Source organism: Ligilactobacillus sp. Marseille-Q7487 (assembly GCF_949152225.1).
Taxonomy (GTDB): Bacteria; Bacillota; Bacilli; order Lactobacillales; family Lactobacillaceae; genus Ligilactobacillus.
The window spans coordinates 727,758-747,848 of sequence record NZ_CASCJC010000001.1; the positions used below are offsets into that span (position 1 = coordinate 727,758).

Here is a 20,091-nt window from a genome sequence, read left to right on the forward strand (position 1 = left end):
GATGCAAGCGATAGCTAAGAAGCGCTATATTTTTATTAGCGGAATGTTCATTTTTTTATTGCTCGATGGCTCGCTTAGCTACAATTTTTCAAAATGGATGTTTACTGCGACATCGAGTATGGAGAGTCGATTATTATTATTGTGGTTAATTTTAGCATTGTGTTATTTAGATTACGATAAGATTTTATGGTGGGCGTTTGTTGCAGGGATATTTTACGATTTATATTACAGCGGTATCTTGGGAATATTTACGTTTTTATTCCCATTGATGGTGTATTTAAATCGGGAAACCTTTAACTTTTTTTCACCGACATTTATGTTGGTCTTTTTGATCTATTTAATCGATGTAACTTTATTGACAACTTTATCTTATTGGATTAATTCGTTAATTGGATTGGCAAATGTTTCTGCAACTAATTTTATTGCACGAACATTAGGGCCAACATTAGCTTATAATATGTTTTTCTTTGTGGTCTTGTATGTGCCATTGAGAAAACTTTTTGAAAAATTCGCATGAGTTTAATTTAAAGGAGTTGTTAGCATGACAGCGGTTGTCTTAAAGGGGTTTAAAAATGGTTATGAATTAATTATTAAATCAGAAGCAAGCTTTGAACAAGTACTAGTAGAATTAACTGAGTTATTAAAAAAGCTACATGACGATACTAAGTCAACTAAACCAGTGGCATTTAATGTTAATACAAAACAACGCTTATTGACTGCTGAGCAAAAACAACAATTGGAAAAAGTTTTCAGTGTTTATCCACAATTTTCAATTCATAAGATTTTAGCAGATGTAATCACAGTAACCGATGCGCAAGAAATAATGCATAAAAACATGACACATTTTTGTGCAGATGTTATCCGCAATGGTCAAATTAAGACAATTGATGGAGATGTATTATTTTTAGGGTGTGTGCACCAAGGTGGCATCTTACAAGCTAAAGGAAGCATCTTTGTTTTAGGAGATGTTCAAGGAATTTTGCATGCTGGATATAAAGATGATACACGTGCTGTAATTGTTGGTAAAATCAAAGATGCTCAACAAGTTAGAATTGCAGATTTGGTAGATGTTTTAGAAGATGAGACAGTCGTGCAAGATGAAGATAATGTGGTCTATGTTAATGATTTGCATGATTTAGCGCATACACAAGTTGTTGAATTAAAGAACTTAAGACCGAAACTATTTGCACAGATGGGAGGTTTTTAATTTATGGGAAGATCAATAGTTATTACATCAGGTAAGGGTGGTGTTGGAAAGACAACTACAGCTGCTAATTTAGGCAGTGCCCTTGCGTTACTTAATAAGAAGGTGTGTTTAATCGATTTAGACATTGGTTTACGTAATTTAGACGTAGCCTTGGGATTGGATAATCGTATTATTTATGATATTGTTGACGTGGTTGAAAAACGAGCAAAGTTACATCAAGCTTTGATTAAAGATAAAAAGTTTGGTGATAAATTATTCTTACTACCGGCAGCACAAAATACTGATAAATCAGCTATTACCCCTGAACAAGTTAAAGAATTAGTTGAGGAGTTAAGACCTGATTTTGATTATATCTTATTAGATTGTCCGGCTGGTATTGAACAAGGGTTTATGAATGCTATTGCAGGAGCAGATGAAGCAATTGTTGTTTCTACACCTGAGGTTTCTGCTGTAAGAGATGCTGATCGAGTAGTTGGATTATTGGAACAGCGCCAACTAGAAAACCCACCAATGTTAGTAATTAGTCGAATTAGAAAGCATATGGTTAATGATGGAGATATGTTAGATATTGATGAAATAACACATCACTTAGCAATTAAATTATTAGGAATTGTTTTTGATGATGATGAAGTAATCAGTTCGGCTAATAAAGGTGAACCGATTGTTTTAAATGAAAATAATCCAGCTGGTCAAGGTTATCGTAATATTGCGCGTCGTCTAGAAGGAGAAACCGTACCGTTAATGTCTATGCAACAAGAAACGGGTGGCTTTTTCAAAAAAATCAGTGCATGGTTTAAGAAAGCTTAATTAGGTTATGCCATACTTAGGTGTGGCATAACTTTTTTTAGGCATCAGAGTGGAAATGTGCGTATAACCATAGTATAATCGCACTAGAATAATGACTAGGTGGTGGATGAAGTGGACGCAATTTCAAGCGTGATTGTGGCAATTATTGTTATTAACACTTTTTTAGCAGTAATTACGGTTTTTAAAGAAAAAAGAGATATTGCAGCAACATGGGCATGGCTGTTAGTCTTAAATTTATTACCAATTTTTGGATTCATTTTATACTTATTTGCCGGTAAAAAAATCTCTAAAGAAAAAATCTTTGATTTGAAGGCACAAACTAAACTAGGAATCGATCAACTTGTTGATTTACAAAAAGAACAATGGAATCGCCAAGAGCTGTTACCTAGTGATTTATTAACAAATGAGGCTAGACAAGCTGCGCATTTGTTTTTAGAATGTGATCAAGCTATTTTTACAAAAAATAATTCGTTGCAAATTTTTACTGATGGTAAAGAGAAATTTGCAGCACTTTTTGAAGATATGCGCAAGGCAACCAATCATATTCATATTGAATACTATTCAATCTTTAGTGATGAGATCGGTACGCAATTTTTAAAAGAACTAGAAGATGCAGCCAAGCGTGGTGTAGAAGTACGTGTAATTTATGATAGCATGGGATCTAGAGGGCAACGACATAACTTTTTTAAGAATTTAGAAAAATTAGGAGGACAAGCTGAACCATTCTTTGGCTCCAAGCGAGCACCGATTCATAGTCCTCGTATCAATTATCGTGATCACCGTAAAATCGTGGTTATCGATGGTAAGATTAGTTATATTGGTGGATTTAATGTTGGAGATCAATATTTAGGAAAATCAAAGAAGTTTGGCTACTGGCGTGATACACATGTCAGAATAGACGGTAATGCTACCGTTGCCTTACAATCTCGTTTCTTTATGGATTGGAATGCAACAATCAAAAATAGCAATGGTGGCAAAAAAGTAGAATATAGTGACAATTATTTTCCACTACGGCATGAATCAACAGCAGGTTCGACTGGTATTCAAATTGTTTCTTCTGGACCTGATAGTGAAACCGAGGCTATTAAATTAGGTTATTTAAAATTAATCAGTAGTGCTAATGAATATATCTATATTCAAACACCATACTTAATTCCTGACGATTCTGTATTAGAAGCTTTAAGTTTAGCTGCTTTGTCAGGTGTCAAGGTTAAAATTATGATTCCAAGTATGCCGGATCATATTTTTGTTTATCGAGCTACGCAATATTATGCAAAGAGTTTGCTTGAAAAAGGAATCGAGATTTATCAATACGAAAATGGCTTCCTTCACTGTAAATCATTTGTGATTGATGGTCAGTTGACATCAATTGGTTCAGCTAATATGGATATTCGAAGTTTTAAACTTAATTTTGAAACTAATGCGTTTTGTTATGATCGGCAATTAGCTTATGAATTTGCACATATTTTCGAAGAAGATCTTAAAAAATGTCGCCAGTTGACTCCAGAATTTTTTGAAAAACAATCAGCCTGGTTGAAATTTAAGCAATATTTCTCACGCTTATTATCACCAATTTTATAGTTAATCAAACTCATGAGCATTTTAAATGACATGAGTTTTTTAATTTTAGTTAAAAATAGTTAGCAAATTTCAAGAGAAGGTGTATAATAAATTTTGCCTGCGTAAAACATTTGAAACGAGGTTAGACTTTGAGTAAGAAAAAGAAAATTTTACTAATTAGCTTAGTCAGTGTTTTATGTATAATTGTCGTAGGCCTTGGTGCTGGGGCAAATTATTTGGTAAGTTATGCGTTTGGAAATCCATTAAAATCAACTAGAGCGCCTAAGCTAAAAGGAATCGATGCTCAATCGATTAGTTGGTTGAAAAAACAAGATCAAGAAGTTTGGCATCAAAGAGCTGTTGGAACCGATTTGGATTTGGTGGCTTATTATTTGCCGGCTAAAACAAAAACTAATAAAACGATTGTTGTTGCACATGGTTATCAAGGAAGTCATTGGAATATGGCTTCTTATATCAAGATGTTTCATGAATTAGGCTATAATGTCTTAGCTCCAGATGATCGTGGAAGTGGTGCAAGTCAAGGAAAGTATATTCATTTTGGATGGGATGATCGTTTAGATTATATCAAATGGGTTAAGCAAGTAATTGCTAAAGATGGTCAGGATTCAAGAATTGGTTTGTTTGGTGTCAGCATGGGAGGCGCTACTGTCATGATGATGAGTGGCGAAAAATTGCCAAGTCAAGTTAAAGCGATTATTGAAGATTGTGGTTATTCCAAGACAGAAGATGAACTAGCTTATCAATTAAAGGCGCAGTTTGGTTTGCCTAAAGAACCGTTGATTACGCTTGCTAATTGGATTGCTAAAGCGCGTGTAGGTTTTGACTTTAAAGAAGCTGACTCGCTTAAGCAACTTCAAAAAAACAAGTTACCAATCTTTTTTATTCACGGTGATAAAGATGATTTTGTTCCAACAAAGATGGTATATCAAAGTTATCGGGCAACTACAGCTCCAAAGCAAATTTGGATAACGAAAAATACGACTCATGCCAAGTCGTATATCAATTATCCTAAGCAATATCAAGAAAAAGTCAAAACGTTCTTAGATAAATATATGAACTAGTTTTGATTAATGACCTTAACTTCGAAACGGAACGGCTTGTCCGTTTTTTTATTTAAATAAAAAATGATATTTGAGTTTAAAGTGATTTCACGGTATAATCATTTTTGTAGTTAAATAAATGTTACCAGCACTAGGGGAGCCATTGGCTGAGAGTGAAATTTAATTTCAGACCCTTTGAACCTGTTCGTTAGTACGAGCGTAGGAAAGTGTTGCTTATTTATGCACTTCTTAGTGTCTGGCAACGTAGACATTAGGAGGTTTTTTATGCAAAGAACAACTACAACTAATAAGAGATTAAAGGTGATGCTTGAAGCGGCCTTGATGGCGGCATTAGCTACGATTTTATCGGTAGTCGTACCATCGATTGCTAGTTTCGATATAGCTTTAGGGATTATTCCCATAGTTATTTACAGCTTACGACGTGGTTTAAAGGCTGGGGTGCTAGCTGGCTTTTTATGGGGGTTATTGCCAATTTTGTTGGGCAAAGCTTCTGTGTTGACCTTATGGCAAGGGTTGTTAGAATATCCAATTGCTAATATGGTAGTTGGCTTAGCGGGCTTATATGCTAATAAAATAAAGCTAGCATTATTAAATAAACAACAAAAAACAGCTTGGTTATATTTATTTTTAGCAATTTTAATTAGTGTAACAGCTAAATATTTGATTCACTTTTATGCTGGAATTGTTTATTGGGGAAAGTATGCTCAATGGGGCTTAGGACCAATTTTATATTCGTTGGTGATAAATGGTGGAAGCTTAGTGATTAATTTAGTTTTAACTAGTATAGTTTCTTTTGCTATTGTTTCGCGCATGCCAGCATTAATTTCGTTGCAAGATTAAAAAACAGGATTTACACTAAATGTAAATCCTGTTTTTTAATGCTGTTATCCTAAAAAGGAACCAACAGCTCCTAAAACTAAGGCGCTTAAGGTGAAGATTAACATCAACCAAACAACGACCATTGTTATTTTTTGGAAAGTCGAACGCTTTTTTTTCAAAATAATTCACCCTTTATCATTTATACAGTTTACTATAATTCAAACATTATTCTCTGTCAAATTAAGATATTTATGATAATAAATTAAATTGCTATTAGTAAATTAAACAATTATAATAAAAAAAACGATGTTTTTTTAATCAGTCGTTAAAAGAACCAATGCAAGGGAGTTTTTCTATGAAAATAATGGTGCAAAAATTTGGTGGAACTTCAGTTCAAGATACTGATTCACGAAAAAAAGCGATGAAACATGTTGCATATTCGTTGAAAAATGGCTACAAAGTAGTAGTTGTTGTATCGGCAATTGGGCGTAAAGGTGCACCTTATGCAACTGATTCTTTGCTGGCTTTAGTTGGGGGAACAGATACACATTTAAATAAGCGTGAGTTAGATATGGTGGTATCTGTAGGTGAAATCATTTCGACGGCAGTTTTTGCTGAAATGTTAAATGCAAATGGAATTAAAGCAACAGCTTTAACGGGACCAGATGCAGGAATTAAGACGAATAACGATTATCAAAATGCGAAAGTTTTAGATGTTCAAACGGTAAATATTTTAAAAGCATTTGAAAATAATGATGTTGTCGTTGTAGCAGGTTTTCAAGGCTTATCAAAAGAAGGGCATATTACTACCTTAGGACGCGGGGGTTCAGACACCTCAGCAGCATTATTAGGTGTTGCTTTAGGTGCTGAAAGAGTTGATATTTTCACCGATGTATCTGGAATGATGACTGGTGATCCGCGTCTTGTTAAAAAAGCACGTTTTATTGAAAGTGTTAGTTATGAAGAAGTCGCTAATATGGCTCATGAAGGAGCTAAAGTAATTCATCCACGAGCAGTAGAAGTCGCTTATCAAGAAAACTTGCCTTTACGTATTCGTTCTACTTGGGATGATGTAACAGAAATGGGGACTTTAGTTTCTAACCGTAAATTAGCATTACGCCATTATCGTTCGGTGACCGGTGTTGCACATCAAGTTGGTTTAATGCAATTTACTATTTTTTCCAAAGATTGCGATGCACAAACCGTATTTGATTTGTTAGCAGAAAATAATCTAAGTGTAGACTTTATTAATATTGATTTAGAAAAAGTCGTATTTAACTTAGATCAAGAGCAAGGGCTAGTTGCACAAAAATTGTTGCAGTCACAAAATATTGCTGTGCAAATTATTGCAGATTGTGTTAAAGTTTCAATTATCGGGGCAGGAATGTTAGGAACCCCAGGGATTACTGCTAAGATGGTACGAGCTTTGACAAAACATCAAATTCAAATTTTGCAAACAACGGATAGTGATACTACAATTTGGGTTTTGGTGCATGGTAAAGATTTAACAGCAGCAGTTAATACTTTACATGATGTCTTTTTATTAGACGAAGAATAATGAAATAGGTGAAACAATGTTGATGGAATGGTATATACAACTAGCAATTATCTTTGTTTGCTGGCTAATATTAGATTTGATTTGGAAGAAATTAAAGATAAAAAAATTACGCGTAATTGATTTGTTAACACCATTGATTTTAGTGGCGCTTCATTTTTTGTCAGTGCAACTAATGGGATTATCAGTAATACCATTTATTATTTTTGGTTTAGCAGTTTTTGGTGTATTAAAAACTGTTTTACATGCTTATTTAGAGGGTGAAATTTTATATAGTTCCTTTTTATTAGGTTTTTGGCGTGTAGTTGATTTAGTTGCTTTAAGTAGTTATATTGTATTGTTGATTTTTCAATTGTGTATGCTTCTCAACATTGTCTAAACAAAGAAGCGATATCTGAGCATGATTTGATTGCTAAGATATCGCTTTTTTTAAATTATATAACTTTTTCTAAAATTATATAAAAGGATATTATTTTTTTAGTGGTATATTGTGGTGGAGAGTGGGGGAATGTGGTAGTATATAGGGTATAAGTGTAGTTTAGGAGATGATTTCTATGCTCATGGGAGAGTTTCGCCACGCCCTTGATTCTAAAGGACGTTTGATTATACCAGCAAAATTGCGTGAAAAACTTGGTGAGCGCTTCGTTTTAACACGAGGGCTCGATGGGTGTTTGTTTGGTTATCCTATGAGTAATTGGGAAACACTCGAAGAAAAACTACAAAAATTGCCTTTAGCAAAAAGAGATGCCAGAACTTTTGTCCGTTTCTTTTATTCGGCTGCAACTGAGTGCGAATATGATAAACAAGGAAGAATTAATATTCCTAAGTCATTACAAGAGCATGCTGCTTTGAGTAAAGCTTGTGTGATTGTTGGAGTTTCTGAACGAATTGAAATTTGGTCACAAGAACGTTGGCAAGAGATTTCGCAAAAGGCAGAAGAAGATTTTGATGAAATTGCAGAAAATATGATTGATTTTGGTTTTTAGAGGAGATTTTTTATGAGTGAGTTTCAACACACTACGGTTCTTTTAAATGAGGCTGTCGATAATTTAAATATTAAACCAGATGGTATTTATGTCGACTGTACCTTAGGTGGCGGTGGACATACTGCTAAAATCTTGAAACAATTGTCTCAAAAAGGACATTTATATTCATTTGATCAAGATCAAGTGGCGCTTGCTTATAATCAAGAAAAATTTGCACAAGAAATAGCAAATGGTCGTCTTACCTTAATTAAGAGTAATTTTTGCAATTTAAAAGTACAGTTGGAACAATTAGGTGTTAATCATGTAGATGGAGTTTTGTATGATTTAGGTGTTTCATCACCTCAATTTGATGTAGCAGATCGAGGATTTAGTTATCGCTTTGATGCGACTTTAGATATGCGAATGGATCAAAGTCAATCTTTAAATGCAAGAGTTATTGTTAATGAATGGCCCTATGAAGATTTAGTACGGATTTTCTTTCGTTATGGGGAAGAAAAATTTGCTAAATCAATAGCTAGAAAGATTGAACAAACAAGACAAAGTGAAGCAATCGAAACTACGGGACAGTTAGTCGAGTTAATAAAAGCTGCAATTCCAGCTAAGGTACGTCGTAAGAGTGGACATCCGGCAAAAAAAGTCTTTCAAGCAATTCGAATTGCTGTTAACGATGAATTAAAAGTCTTAGAACAATCACTTGAACAAGCATTAGAGATTTTAAACATAGATGGAAGAATTAGTGTGATTACTTTCCAATCTTTAGAAGATCGTTTGGTAAAATCTATGTTTAAAGAAAAGACAAGCTTACCTTCACTTCCTAATGGTTTACCGATTATTCCTGAAGAGCACCAACCCGATTTTAGGTTGGTAACGCGCAAGCCAATATTACCAACAAAAGAGGAAATAATACAAAATAAACGCGCACATTCGGCGAAATTACGTGTAATCGAGAAAATCAAATAAAGGATGTGGAAGTTATGCCAGCAACAGCAAGAAAATTAAATGTAGTTACGCCCAATCGGAAAGTCGATGTTAATCAACCGCAAACGCTAGCCCCTGGATATAGCGTTAATCCGTACATAAAGAAAACAAGAGCATTAATTATTAAAACAGCTCTTTGCTTAGCGTTTTTAGCAATCGTTATAGTTACATTCAATGCTAGATTAGCAACAGCTCAAATGCAGTTGCAAAAAGTTACCCAAAATGTCTCGCAAATCAATAATAGTAATGAAAGTAAAAAACAAGAGATAAGTGAATTATCGAGTCGTTCACGATTGGATAAAATTGCTAAAAAAGCGGGATTAACAATAGATGAACAAAAGGTAAGGAATGTTACTAAATGAAAATGGATAAACGGACGATGAATCAAAAAAAGCAAAAAAGTAATCGGAAATTATTTGGGATTATTTTATTTTTTGCAACATTAGTGTTTTTCACGGTTTTTATCGGCCGTTTTTTTTATGTTGCATTAGGTCATAATGTTTCAGGGATAAATCTTATCAAAAGTGCCCAAAGCATTTATGAACGGGCAACAACTATTAAAGCTAAACGTGGAACGATTTATACTGCAGATAAACAAGTAATTGCAGAAGATACCGAAACATATACGGTTTATGTAGTGCTTTCTAAAAATGCTGCTCCTAATTATTTAAAACCACAGCAAAAACCAGAGGCTGCTGAAATTTTGAGTAAAGCTTTGAATATGAGCTATGGTAAAGTTATTAAAATTTTGAATCCGGATAATCAAGAATTATATCAGGTAGAATTTAATGGTACTTCAATTTCACGCGAAACAAAGCAAATTATTGAAAAACAAATGGCTAAAAAAAATATCAAAGGTATTAATTTTACGGCCTCAGTTGCACGTTTATACCCTAATGGAGTTTTTGCCTCACATTTAATTGGGGTTGTTAAAAAAGATGAAAGTGATTCAGATAAGATGCTTGGAATCATGGGGTTAGAAAAGGTCTTTGATAAACAATTATCAGGTCAAGATGGGATTAAGACAGCTTCAACCGATGTTTATGGTATAGCAAATCCAAATACCAAAGTTAAAGCGCGTAAAGTCAAAGATGGAGATGATATTTATACAACATTAGATTCGCGTTTACAGACGTATTTAGAGACACTTTTAAGTAAAGCCCAAGAAAATTATCATCCTAAAAATATCAATGCAGTCTTGATGAATGCCAAAACTGGTGAAATTTTAGCTGCCAGTCAACGGCCAACCTTTAATGCGCAAACACGCGAAGGTATCAATGATCAATGGGCTAACACGTTATTTGAAGATACTTACGAACCAGGATCAACAATGAAAGTTTTTACGATGGCAGCTGCAATTGAAAGTGGGATATATAACCCAAATGCAACATATAAGTCAGGAACTTATCGAATTGATGGTATTCCAATTAATGACTGGGCAAGGAATTGGGGAACTTTAACATATCGTCAAGGTTTTATTCGTTCATCTAATGTTGGAATGGCCTATTTAGAACAACAAATGGGTGCTAAGACGTGGGAAAAGTATATTAAACGTTTTGGTTTTTTAAAAAGTACAAATAGTGGCTTAGGAAAAGAAGCAAGTGGTTCAATTAGTTTTAAATATCCTATTGAACAAGCAAACACTGCTTTTGGTCAAGGAATTGATGTGACAGTTTTACAGATGATGCAAGGGTTTAGTGCTATTGCTAATGGTGGGACAATGGTTAAACCGCGGTTGGTTGATAAGATTGTCGATCCAGATACCGATGATGTGGTTTATCAGTCTAAAAAAGAAGTAGTTGGTCATCCTGTATCAAAAGAAACGACAACACAGGTAATAGATATGATGCGTGACGTTGTCAATGATCCAAATGGGACAGGAACGCCATATAAAATGCAAGGGTATGATATTGCTGTGAAAACGGGTACGGCCCAATTTGCTAATGAATCTGGTAATGGTTATTTAACAGGTGAGAAAAATTATATTTTTTCTGTCGTAGGATTGGCACCTGCATCTAACCCAAAATATATTTTGTATGTTACAATGAAACAACCTAAGAGTTTAGGGACAGGTAATACAATTATTCTTTCGAGCATTTTTAATCCATTGATGAAACGGACTCTAGATCAGGATGAAGAAAGTATCAATGGAGCACAAACTATTACTGTTAAAAACGTGGTAGGTCAAAGTATAGAAACTGCTAAGGTACAGTTACAAGAAACTGGAGCTAATGTAGTAGTTGTAGGTAATGGTAGTGTGGTTAAAAAGCAAACCGATGTTAAAGAAACTTTATTAAAAGGACAAAGAGTGATTTTATTGACCAATGGTACTAAATTGATGCCAGATATTAGTGGTTGGTCGCGTAGTGATATTACCAAATTGGCTTATCTTTTAGGGGTAAAGGTTAGTTTTACAGGTTCAGGATATGCTACAAGTCAAAGTATTGTAGCTGGAACAGATGTAACTAATTTAAAGACTTTAGATGTAAAATTAAACTAAGTTTGTATTTAGTTGAAATAAAGGAGCAATTTTTTTAATGAGTACGATTCAAATCTTAATACCATTAATTAGTAGCTTAATTGTAACGGTATTATTTTTACCGTTGTTTATCGATTATGCACATAAAAAAAAGCAAGGTCAAATGATTAGAGAAGAAGGCCCAAGTTGGCATGAAAAAAAATCAGGAACACCAACTATGGGAGGTTTTGTTTTTAATTTGGCTATTTTGTTTACCGGGTTATGGTATCCATTATGGCAAAAAGAATTAACAGCAACACTGTTGGTATTAGATTTTATTTTGGTTTTATATGGCTTTTTAGGATTTTTTGATGATTCTATCAAATTGTGGAAGAAGCAAAATGAAGGCTTAAAAGCTTGGCAAAAATTATTGGGTCAAATTATTGGTGGTGTAATCTTTTTGATTGTTTATGTTCATAATAAAATGCCAATGGCACTACATTTTTTTGGATATGAACTCAATATAGGTTGGTTATATGCAGCTTTTGTTTTATTTTGGTTAGTTGGATTTTCTAATGCGGTTAATTTAACCGATGGTATTGATGGTTTAGTAGCAGGACAATCAATTATTGCTTTTGGAGCATATGCGGTTATTGCTTATGTGCAAAAACAAATTGATGTTTTAATCTTTTGTTTAGCAGTGATTGGAGCAATGATTGCCTTTTTAGGATTTAACCATAAGCCAGCTAAGGTATTCATGGGAGATATGGGATCGTTGGCTTTAGGTGGAGCTTTAGCGGCGGTCTCGATTATGTTAGGTCATGAATTATCCTTATTATTTATTGGAATAATTTTTGTTTGTGAAACAGCAAGTGTTATGTTACAAGTTACGTCATTTAAATTGACGGGCAAGCGTATCTTTAAAATGAGTCCGATACATCATCATTTTGAATTGTGTGGTTGGAGTGAATGGCGCATTGATTTAACATTTTGGTTAGTTGGATTGATTTTTGCAATTGTTAGTGTGTATATTATTATTTAGTAATTTATGTAAGGAAGTCCTGTTATTATGAAAATGATTAGTGATTATCAAGCAAAAAAAGTTTTAGTAGTCGGCTTAGGGAAAAGTGGTTTTAGTGTAGCCAAGCTGTTGGTTAAGTTAGGGGCTAAAGTTACCCTTAATGATAAAAAAACTGTAAATGATCAAGATACATTGGCACAATTAAAGCAGCTAGGAATCAAGGTTATTACTGGAAGTCATCCGTTGGAATTATTAGATGAAAATCAAATAGTTGTTAAAAATCCCGGAATTCCTTATAGTAATGAGTTAATTCAAGCTGCTCAAGCAAAGGGATTGCCGATTATCACAGAACCCGAAGTAGCTACAAAAGTACTAGAAGCTTCGCTAATAGGAGTTACAGGTTCTAACGGTAAAACAACTACGACAACATTAATTAGCCTGATGTTAAATGCGGGATTTCCTACTAAAAAAGCTTATGTTGCAGGAAATATTGGGATTCCATTGGCAGATGTTGCAAGCCAAGCTACTGTAGATGATACGGTAGTTGCAGAACTATCAAGTTTTCAATTATTAGGTATGCAAACTGTACATCCAAAAGTTGCAGTTTTAACTAATATTTATGAGGCGCATATTGATTATCATGGTTCGCGTCAAGCATATGTTGAAGCAAAGTTACGCTTGATTCAAAATCAAACTTCAAGTGATTATTTTGTTGTTAACTGGGATGAAATTGAATGGCAAGAATTGAGTAAAAAAGCCGTTAGCAAGGTTGTACCATTTTCACGTAAAAATCTAACACAAGCTGGTGCATATCAAAAAGATGGAGCATTATACTTTAAAGACGAAAAGATTATAGATGTTACTGATATCAAACTTCCAGGAACACATAATATTGAAAATGCTTTAGCTGCTATTTGTGTAGCGAAGATTTTTGGTGTAAAAACCGCAGCAATTTGTGAAGTGTTGGCAACCTTTGGTGGCGTTAGACACCGCACACAGTATGTAACGACAATTAATGAACGCAAATTTTACAATGATTCAAAAGCAACTAATATGCCTGCTACACAAAAGGCCTTAAGTGGTTTTGCTGATAATGTTATCTTATTGGCAGGTGGATTAGATCGTGGTTTTACTTTTGAAAATTTAGTACCTGATTTTAAAGAACATGTCTGTGCTTTAGTAGTTTTTGGGCAGACAGCAAAACTTTTTGCCAAAGCAGGCAAGCAAGCTGGGATAAAAGAGATTGTCGAAGTTAAAGATGCAGTAGCTGCAGTTAAAGTTGGTTATGAGTTAAGTAAGCCTGGAGATGTTATTTTACTTTCACCAGCATGTGCAAGTTGGGATCAATGGCCAACATTTGAGGTGCGGGGCGATAAATACATTGAAGAAATTCAAAAATTAGCCCAAGAAGTCGGAGGAAACTAAGATGAGACTATTAATCTCTGGTGGTGGAACTGGTGGTCATATTTATCCTGCGTTAGCGTTGATTGAAGAAGTTAAAAAAAAGCAACCAGATTCACAAATTTTATATGTTGGAACCACTAAAGGTTTGGAAAGTCGAATTGTTCCTAATGCAGGAATCGACTTTAAAACAATCGAAATTCAAGGCTTCAAACGGTCATTATCGTTGCAAAACTTTAAAACAGTTTATTTATTTTTAAAGAGTGTACGGGATGCTAAACAAATTATTCGTGAATTTAAACCAGATGTTGTAGTCGGAACTGGCGGATATGTTTGTGGTTCTGTAGTATATGCAGCTGCTAAATTAGGAGTGGCAACTTTTATTCATGAACAAAATAGTGTAGCTGGGGTAACAAATAAGTTTTTGAGTCGTTATGTTGATAAGATTGGTATTTGTTTTGATGATGTAAGTACAGCTTTTCCAAAACAAAAAGTTGTGTTTACTGGTAATCCACGTGCTCAACAAGTTGTTGGAATTAAGTCTAGTCAAAGATTAAAGGATTATGGATTGCAGGTAGGCAAAAAAACTGTTTTAATTTTTGGTGGTTCAAGAGGAGCTAAAAAAATTAATGAGACTGCGATTCAAACAGCGCCATTGTTTGCTGATAAAGATTATCAAGTTTTATTTGTTACAGGCCAAGTTCATTATCAACAAATAAAAGAAAAATTTGCAAACATACAATTGCCGGATAATTTTGTGATGGTTCCATATATTGATGATATGCCCGAATTGTTGCCAGATATTGATGTAATCGTAGGGCGAGCTGGTGCAACGAGTTTAGCTGAAATAACAGCATTAGGCATTCCAAGCGTCTTAATTCCAAGTCCATATGTAACGCATGATCATCAAACAAGTAATGCTTTGAGCTTGGTTAATAAAAAAGCAGCTTTGATGATTAAAGAAGATCAATTGACTACACAAAGTCTATTTGAGGCACTAGATGACTTGTTAAGTGATGAACAAAAACGCCAAGAAATGGCACAAAATGCTAAAAAAGCTGGAGTTGCAGATGCAAGTGATCGTGTCATAGATGTATTAGAAAATATAATGCACAAGTAGTAATTTAGTAGAAAGGAGCTAGCTAGATGGTCAAAAAAAATAACCGTAAAAATAATGATTATTATGCTAATCAAGAGCTAACTCCTTGGGAAATTGAACAACAAAAACGCCAAAAAAGGCAACAAAAACAGCAAAAAAAGCAGCGTTTTAAGCCGGAATCAATTAAAATAAATTTACCTAAATTAAAAGAAAGTCGTCAAAAGCGCTTGCGTTTGCGAATGAGTATTTTGTTAGCCGTATTTGGCACTTGTGCGTTAGTCATGTTATTTTTTATTTTACCATTTAGTAGAGTATGTAAAATAATTGTGCAAACCAATGATCCATTTTTGCGCAAAGAAGTAATTCAAGCCAGTGGTTTAAGCTATTATGAGTCTTTATTTGATGTAAAGCCACATACAAAGCAATTAGAGCAAAAAATTACACAACATGTTGGTGAAGTTAAAAGTACAAAGATTTCCTATCAAACAAGTACTGTCATCATTAATGTCAAGACTTATCCGTTGATTGGTTATGTTTTAAAAGATAATCAGTATTATAAATTAACGACTTCTGGCATTCCTGCAACACTTGCGGAAAAAAATATTAGCGGTAATTATCCTGTTTTTTATGGTGGAACAAAAAAACAAATTAAAAAGATGGCCAAGCAACTTTCACATGTTGCTCCCAAAATTATAAATGCTATTTCAGAGGTGCATTTTATTCCGACTAAAGCAGATCCAGGTAAGGTTCATCTTTACATGAATGATGGCAATGAAGTCATTGCAACTACAGCTACTTTTGATGAAAAAATCGGGTATTATCCAGGGATTGCAGAAAGTATGGGATATCAAGGAATCGTTGATTTAGAGGTAGGGGCATATTCTTATCCCTATTCTCAAACAAAATAAGAAAATTTATAATTAAAAGGTCTTAAATTATAGTATTTAGGGCCTTTTTTATGTTAAAATGAAGCGTAGTGTATACAATTGTAATTAAAAGTAAATTAATTAAGTGAAATTTTTAGTGGAAGGATTTGAGTTGATGGAAAATTCTGGAATTTACGTAGGATTGGACATCGGAACAACATCAATAAAAGTCATTATTGCAGAATATGTTAAAAATCAATTGAACATTATAGGTTATGGTAATGCTCGGTCAAATGGTTTGAGACGAGGAGTAATTGTGGACATAGATCAAGCTGTTAGTGCGATTAAGGCTGCAATTAAACAAGCTGAAGAAAAGGCGAGTGTATCAATTTCTCAAGTGACAGTTGGAGTTCCTGCTAACATGTTACAAATTGAACAATGTAAAGGAATTGTAGCTGTTAGTGCTGAAGATGGAAATTCAAAAGAAATAGATGATAATGATGTAAGAAGGGTTACAGAAGCTGCTTTAGTTCAAAATCTTCCTCCTGAAAGAGACGTTATCGATATTGTTCCAGATGAGTTTATTGTAGATGGATTTGATGGTATTAAAGATCCTCGAGGAATGGTAGGCGTTCGCATGGAGATGCATGGAGTAATGTATACTGGACCACGAACGATCTTACACAATACGAAAAAATGTATTGAAAAAGCAGGTTTGGTAGTCAAAAACACTGTGGTTGCGCCAATTGCATTATCAGAAATTGCTTTGAATGATGGAGAAAAAGATTTTGGAGCGATTTTAATTGATTTGGGTGGCGGTCAAACAACAGCAGCTGTTGTTCATGATCATAAATTAAAATATACTTATGTAGATCAAGAAGGCGGAGATTATGTAACACGCGATATTTCAGTTGTCTTGAATACTTCGATTGAAGATGCGGAAAATCTCAAACGCAATTATGGTTATGCTCTAGCCCAATTGGCTTCAAGTGAAGATTTCTTCCCAGTTCAAGTTGTTGGGCAACAAGAACCTGAAAAAATTACTGAAAGATATTTGGCCGAAATTATTGAAGCACGTATGTATCAAATATTCAGTAAAATGCGTAATGCACTTGAAAAAATCAATGCTTTGCAATTACCTGGTGGAATTATTTTGACCGGAGGGATGGCAGCCTTACCGGGAGTTAAAGAATTAGCCCAAGATGTTTTTGGAGTGAATGTGAAAATTTATGTTCCTCAAGAAATGAATTTACGTATTCCATCTTTTGCGCAGGTTATAGGACTGATTAGTCACATAACCAATCAAAGCGAAATTAATATGGTAGTAAAAGGCATTTTAGATGGCCAAGAGGCTCTTGAAGCATCAACAAACATACAGATAACTAATAATGAATCACATAAAGTTTATGAACAAACAACAAAACAAGATGACATGCCAAAAGAAGAAAAAAGTGGATTATTCAGTAAAGTTTTCAATGGCTTTAAAGGCATGTTCAATGATGATGAGTAACTAGGAGGAAATGAAGTATGGAATATTCATTAGATACAACGGTAGGAAGTAATGGTGCAAGAATTAAAGTAATTGGAGTCGGTGGAGCTGGTGGAAATGCCGTTAACCGTATGATTCAAGACGATGTTAAAGGTGTTGAATTTATTGTTGCTAATACCGATGTACAAGCTTTAGAAAGCTCTAAAGCGGAAGTCAAAATTCAATTGGGTCCTAAATTGACCGGTGGTCGTGGTGCTGGGTTCCAACCAGAAGTTGGTAGTAAAGCAGCTTTAGAAAGTGAAGAAGTAATTGCTGAAGCGTTAAAAGATGCTGATATGATTTTTGTTACAGCAGGTATGGGCGGTGGCACTGGTACAGGTGCAGCCCCAATTATCGCGCGTATTGCAAAAGAACAAGGTGCATTAACAGTTGGTGTTGTAACACGTCCATTTACTTTTGAAGGACCAAAGCGTTCAAATTATGCAGCTGAAGGTATCGTACAACTTAAGGAACAAGTTGATACATTAGTTATTATCTCAAATAATCGTTTATTAGAAATTGTTGATAAAAAGACACCAATGATGCAAGCTTTCCAAGAAGCAGATAATGTTTTACGCCAAGGTGTTCAAGGTATTTCTGATTTAATTACTTCGCCAGGATATGTGAACTTGGATTTTGCCGATGTGAAGACTGTTATGGAAAACCAAGGATCTGCATTAATGGGAATTGGTATTGCAAGTGGCGAAAACCGTGCCGAAGAAGCAACCAAAAAGGCTATTTCATCACCATTATTGGAAGTTTCCATTGCTGGTGCCGAACAAGTCTTGTTAAATATTACTGGTGGTCCAGATTTAAGCTTATATGAAGGACAAATTGCTTCTGACATTGTAGGACAAGCAGCAACTAATGATGTTAATATTATCTTTGGTACTTCGATTAACGAAAACTTGCAAGATGAAATTATTGTTACTGTAATTGCAACAGGAATTGATAAGAAAGAAAAAGCTGCTAAGTTGATGACCAACAGTCAAGCTAATTTGAAAAAAGATCCTTTGAGTGATTGGGATTTAACACGTGAGTTAAGTGGCGAGCGTAATGTTAATCAAATGAAACGCGACAATGATTTTAAAGATATTGAAAAGAAAGATTTCAATGTCTTTGGAACAGATTTTGCTCAGACAAATACAGATGATAATTTAGATGTGCCACCATTTTTACGTCATCGTAATAAATAAAATTAAAAATAGGGAGGAAATTGACAATGGCGGTTAAAGAAAAATTTTTCAATTTTTTTCATGGTGATGATGATTATGAAGAGTATGTGGATTATCAAGAAACAGACACTTCCCTTAGTGAAACCAAACCGCAAGCAACTCCCAAAGAAACAAAGGTGATGTCTTTGGTTAATAAGAATAATGGTGAAAAAAAGATTATGATTTTTGAACCACGAGTTTTCTCGGATGTTAAAGCGATTGCGACACGTTTGTTAAATGGACAAGCTGCAGTTGTCAATTTCCAAAGAATGGATGATCAACAAGCTCATCGTGTTGTTGATTTTTTATCGGGTGTTGTTTTGGCGGTAGATGGTAAGATTCAACGGATTGGAGAACAAATTTTTTTGTGTACTCCAAATGATTATGTTGTCGAAGGTGACATGACAGATAATTCGTTGATAGATATTTAAAAGAGTAGGAGCATTTAGGTGATATTTTTAATTCGGTTAATCAATATATTCTTTGAAGTTTATGAGATGGCGATTCTGGTTTATGTTTTGATGTCATGGTTTCCAGGTGCATATCAAACCAAGGTTGGTCAGTTGTTGACGCGCGTATGTCAACCTTACTTGAATATTTTTCGTTTTATACCACCGATATTGGGTGTAAGTTTTGCCCCGTTGGTTGCTTTGATTTTCCTAGAATTTGTTAAACAAGGTTTATACGCTATTTTATTTGGCTTTTAGGTGAAAAATGATGGATAATTCTGCAATTTATCAGCATTTTCGTCCTGAAGAGCGTCCATTGATAGATAATTTAGCTACTTTGATAGCACAAGCTGAAAATGAATATCGTCCAATTTTGACACATTTTTTAGATCCTAGACAGTGTTATATTGCGAACACTTTAGTTAAACGCAATGGTGGAGTTAAAATTAGTGAGCAGGGAGCTTATCCAGATGCCCAACGCAAACGATTAATATTTTATCCACCGTATTATGAGGTGCAAGCTAGTGACTTTGAGATAGCTATATTAGAAATTAATTATCCGGTTAAATTTGCAACGCTTAAACATAATCAGGTTTTAGGAACTTTATTAAACAGTGGTTTGAATCGAGAAGTATTCGGTGATATCATTCATAATCAGCAACGTTGGCAAGTTGTAGTGCAAGCAAATGTCGCAATGTATTTGATAAATGAAGTTCAAAAAATTGGAGCCATCAAAGTTAATCTACAACAAACACAAGACGTTTTACAAGCAACGCAGATTGATTGGCAAAAAGAGCAAGAAACAGTTAGTTCTTTACGTGTCGATAACGTGATAGCTGAGTTGTATCATATCTCACGTAAACATGCTAAAGAATTGATTTTGGCTAAAAAAGTTCAACTCAATTGGATGACTTTACCACGTGTTGATTACGAGTTAGCACAGTATGATTTGATATCTGTACGTGGCTATGGAAGAATTCAAATAGATGAAGTATTAGGCATGTCTAAGAAAGGCAAAATTAAGTTAGAAGTTTCAATTTTAAGAAAAAAATGATGAAATA

22 protein-coding genes and 1 riboswitch are annotated in these 20,091 nt (G+C 34.4%); of the genes, 21 read left to right on the forward strand and 1 reads right to left on the reverse strand.

Going from position 1 to position 20,091, the window contains the following annotated elements; all coding sequences use genetic code 11:
• The first annotated feature begins 1 nt into the window (after window position 1).
• From mreD to thiT, 6 genes are all read left to right on the forward strand, one after another.
• Window positions 2–517 (forward strand): rod shape-determining protein MreD, encoded by a 516-nt coding sequence (gene mreD / locus QM017_RS03635; protein ID WP_282708886.1) that lies wholly within the window; start codon window positions 2–4, stop codon window positions 515–517.
• Between the two features lie 24 nt (window positions 518–541).
• Window positions 542–1,207 carry a septum site-determining protein MinC gene (locus QM017_RS03640; protein WP_282708887.1) on the forward strand — a complete coding sequence of 222 codons (666 nt, stop codon included), beginning with the start codon at window positions 542–544 and terminating at the stop codon, window positions 1,205–1,207.
• Between the two features lie 3 nt (window positions 1,208–1,210).
• A complete protein-coding gene (gene minD, locus QM017_RS03645) occupies window positions 1,211–2,014 on the forward strand; it encodes a septum site-determining protein MinD (RefSeq protein WP_282708888.1) in 804 nt (267 codons plus the stop codon).
• A 111-nt stretch (window positions 2,015–2,125) separates the two neighbouring features.
• On the forward strand, window positions 2,126–3,595 hold the full coding sequence (gene cls, locus QM017_RS03650; protein WP_282708889.1) for a cardiolipin synthase: 1,470 nt from the start codon (window positions 2,126–2,128) through the stop codon (window positions 3,593–3,595).
• Between the two features lie 128 nt (window positions 3,596–3,723).
• Complete coding sequence (locus QM017_RS03655) at window positions 3,724–4,656, forward strand: alpha/beta hydrolase (protein WP_178198178.1); 933 nt, start codon at window positions 3,724–3,726, stop codon at window positions 4,654–4,656.
• 122 nt (window positions 4,657–4,778) lie between these two features.
• A riboswitch (TPP riboswitch) is annotated at window positions 4,779–4,878 on the forward strand.
• 42 nt (window positions 4,879–4,920) lie between these two features.
• A complete protein-coding gene (gene thiT, locus QM017_RS03660; protein ID WP_178198177.1) occupies window positions 4,921–5,496 on the forward strand; it encodes an energy-coupled thiamine transporter ThiT in 576 nt (191 codons plus the stop codon).
• Window positions 5,497–5,540: 44 nt separating this feature from the next.
• Here thiT and QM017_RS03665 read toward each other — a convergent pair whose 3' ends face one another.
• Entirely contained in the window at window positions 5,541–5,657 is a 117-nt protein-coding gene (locus QM017_RS03665; RefSeq protein WP_178198223.1) for a DUF4044 domain-containing protein, read from the reverse strand.
• A gap of 173 nt (window positions 5,658–5,830) precedes the next feature.
• On the opposite strand from QM017_RS03665, the gene dapG reads away from it, so the two are divergent.
• The 15 genes from dapG (at window position 5,831) to QM017_RS03740 (ending at window position 20,084) form a co-directional block, all read left to right on the forward strand.
• A complete protein-coding gene (dapG, locus tag QM017_RS03670) occupies window positions 5,831–7,033 on the forward strand; it encodes an aspartate kinase (RefSeq protein WP_282708890.1) in 1,203 nt (400 codons plus the stop codon).
• A gap of 22 nt (window positions 7,034–7,055) precedes the next feature.
• The gene (locus QM017_RS03675) at window positions 7,056–7,409 is read left to right on the forward strand and encodes a DUF3397 family protein (RefSeq protein WP_178198175.1); all 354 of its coding nucleotides are present in this window, start codon (window positions 7,056–7,058) and stop codon (window positions 7,407–7,409) included.
• 175 nt (window positions 7,410–7,584) lie between these two features.
• A complete protein-coding gene (mraZ, locus tag QM017_RS03680) occupies window positions 7,585–8,016 on the forward strand; it encodes a division/cell wall cluster transcriptional repressor MraZ (protein WP_282708891.1) in 432 nt (143 codons plus the stop codon).
• Between the two features lie 12 nt (window positions 8,017–8,028).
• Window positions 8,029–8,976: a 16S rRNA (cytosine(1402)-N(4))-methyltransferase RsmH gene (gene rsmH / locus QM017_RS03685; RefSeq protein ID WP_282708892.1), complete on the forward strand. Its 948-nt coding sequence runs from the start codon at window positions 8,029–8,031 to the stop codon at window positions 8,974–8,976.
• A 14-nt stretch (window positions 8,977–8,990) separates the two neighbouring features.
• Window positions 8,991–9,356, forward strand: a complete 366-nt coding sequence (gene ftsL, locus QM017_RS03690; RefSeq protein ID WP_178198172.1) for a cell division protein FtsL — start codon at window positions 8,991–8,993, stop codon at window positions 9,354–9,356.
• Window positions 9,353–11,494, forward strand: a complete 2,142-nt coding sequence (locus QM017_RS03695; protein WP_282708893.1) for a penicillin-binding transpeptidase domain-containing protein — start codon at window positions 9,353–9,355, stop codon at window positions 11,492–11,494. The genes ftsL and QM017_RS03695 overlap by 4 nt, the downstream gene beginning before the upstream one ends.
• 37 nt (window positions 11,495–11,531) lie before the next feature.
• Entirely contained in the window at window positions 11,532–12,494 is a 963-nt protein-coding gene (mraY, locus tag QM017_RS03700; protein WP_178198170.1) for a phospho-N-acetylmuramoyl-pentapeptide-transferase, read from the forward strand.
• A 27-nt stretch (window positions 12,495–12,521) separates the two neighbouring features.
• A complete protein-coding gene (gene murD, locus QM017_RS03705; protein ID WP_178198169.1) occupies window positions 12,522–13,898 on the forward strand; it encodes a UDP-N-acetylmuramoyl-L-alanine--D-glutamate ligase in 1,377 nt (458 codons plus the stop codon).
• 1 nt (window position 13,899) lies between these two features.
• Complete coding sequence (murG, locus tag QM017_RS03710) at window positions 13,900–14,994, forward strand: undecaprenyldiphospho-muramoylpentapeptide beta-N-acetylglucosaminyltransferase (RefSeq protein ID WP_282708894.1); 1,095 nt, start codon at window positions 13,900–13,902, stop codon at window positions 14,992–14,994.
• Between the two features lie 26 nt (window positions 14,995–15,020).
• Window positions 15,021–15,881 carry a cell division protein FtsQ/DivIB gene (locus QM017_RS03715; RefSeq protein WP_178198167.1) on the forward strand — a complete coding sequence of 287 codons (861 nt, stop codon included), beginning with the start codon at window positions 15,021–15,023 and terminating at the stop codon, window positions 15,879–15,881.
• 133 nt (window positions 15,882–16,014) lie between these two features.
• Window positions 16,015–17,349: a cell division protein FtsA gene (gene ftsA, locus QM017_RS03720; RefSeq protein ID WP_282708896.1), complete on the forward strand. Its 1,335-nt coding sequence runs from the start codon at window positions 16,015–16,017 to the stop codon at window positions 17,347–17,349.
• 17 nt (window positions 17,350–17,366) lie between these two features.
• On the forward strand, window positions 17,367–18,563 hold the full coding sequence (gene ftsZ / locus QM017_RS03725) for a cell division protein FtsZ (RefSeq protein WP_282708897.1): 1,197 nt from the start codon (window positions 17,367–17,369) through the stop codon (window positions 18,561–18,563).
• A gap of 26 nt (window positions 18,564–18,589) precedes the next feature.
• Entirely contained in the window at window positions 18,590–19,012 is a 423-nt protein-coding gene (gene sepF / locus QM017_RS03730; RefSeq protein ID WP_282708898.1) for a cell division protein SepF, read from the forward strand.
• 21 nt (window positions 19,013–19,033) lie between these two features.
• Entirely contained in the window at window positions 19,034–19,288 is a 255-nt protein-coding gene (locus tag QM017_RS03735; protein ID WP_178198222.1) for a YggT family protein, read from the forward strand.
• Between the two features lie 10 nt (window positions 19,289–19,298).
• On the forward strand, window positions 19,299–20,084 hold the full coding sequence (locus tag QM017_RS03740) for a YlmH/Sll1252 family protein (protein ID WP_178198163.1): 786 nt from the start codon (window positions 19,299–19,301) through the stop codon (window positions 20,082–20,084).
• The last annotated feature ends 7 nt before the right edge of the window (window positions 20,085–20,091 follow it).

Excerpts from the sequence above, each read along its gene's own strand:
- mreD (WP_282708886.1), top strand. The coding sequence starts at position 2 with ATGCAAGCGATAGCTAAGAAGCGCTATATTTTTATTAGCGGAATGTTC.
- QM017_RS03640 (WP_282708887.1), top strand. The coding sequence starts at position 542 with ATGACAGCGGTTGTCTTAAAGGGGTTTAAAAATGGTTATGAATTAATT.
- minD (WP_282708888.1), top strand. The coding sequence starts at position 1,211 with ATGGGAAGATCAATAGTTATTACATCAGGTAAGGGTGGTGTTGGAAAG.
- thiT (WP_178198177.1), top strand. The coding sequence starts at position 4,921 with ATGCAAAGAACAACTACAACTAATAAGAGATTAAAGGTGATGCTTGAA.
- dapG (WP_282708890.1), top strand. The coding sequence starts at position 5,831 with ATGAAAATAATGGTGCAAAAATTTGGTGGAACTTCAGTTCAAGATACT.
- QM017_RS03675 (WP_178198175.1), top strand. The coding sequence starts at position 7,056 with ATGGAATGGTATATACAACTAGCAATTATCTTTGTTTGCTGGCTAATA.
- mraZ (WP_282708891.1), top strand. The coding sequence starts at position 7,585 with ATGCTCATGGGAGAGTTTCGCCACGCCCTTGATTCTAAAGGACGTTTG.
- rsmH (WP_282708892.1), top strand. The coding sequence starts at position 8,029 with ATGAGTGAGTTTCAACACACTACGGTTCTTTTAAATGAGGCTGTCGAT.
- ftsL (WP_178198172.1), top strand. The coding sequence starts at position 8,991 with ATGCCAGCAACAGCAAGAAAATTAAATGTAGTTACGCCCAATCGGAAA.
- QM017_RS03695 (WP_282708893.1), top strand. The coding sequence starts at position 9,353 with ATGAAAATGGATAAACGGACGATGAATCAAAAAAAGCAAAAAAGTAAT.
- mraY (WP_178198170.1), top strand. The coding sequence starts at position 11,532 with ATGAGTACGATTCAAATCTTAATACCATTAATTAGTAGCTTAATTGTA.
- murD (WP_178198169.1), top strand. The coding sequence starts at position 12,522 with ATGAAAATGATTAGTGATTATCAAGCAAAAAAAGTTTTAGTAGTCGGC.
- murG (WP_282708894.1), top strand. The coding sequence starts at position 13,900 with ATGAGACTATTAATCTCTGGTGGTGGAACTGGTGGTCATATTTATCCT.
- QM017_RS03715 (WP_178198167.1), top strand. The coding sequence starts at position 15,021 with ATGGTCAAAAAAAATAACCGTAAAAATAATGATTATTATGCTAATCAA.
- ftsA (WP_282708896.1), top strand. The coding sequence starts at position 16,015 with ATGGAAAATTCTGGAATTTACGTAGGATTGGACATCGGAACAACATCA.
- ftsZ (WP_282708897.1), top strand. The coding sequence starts at position 17,367 with ATGGAATATTCATTAGATACAACGGTAGGAAGTAATGGTGCAAGAATT.
- sepF (WP_282708898.1), top strand. The coding sequence starts at position 18,590 with ATGGCGGTTAAAGAAAAATTTTTCAATTTTTTTCATGGTGATGATGAT.
- QM017_RS03740 (WP_178198163.1), top strand. The coding sequence starts at position 19,299 with ATGGATAATTCTGCAATTTATCAGCATTTTCGTCCTGAAGAGCGTCCA.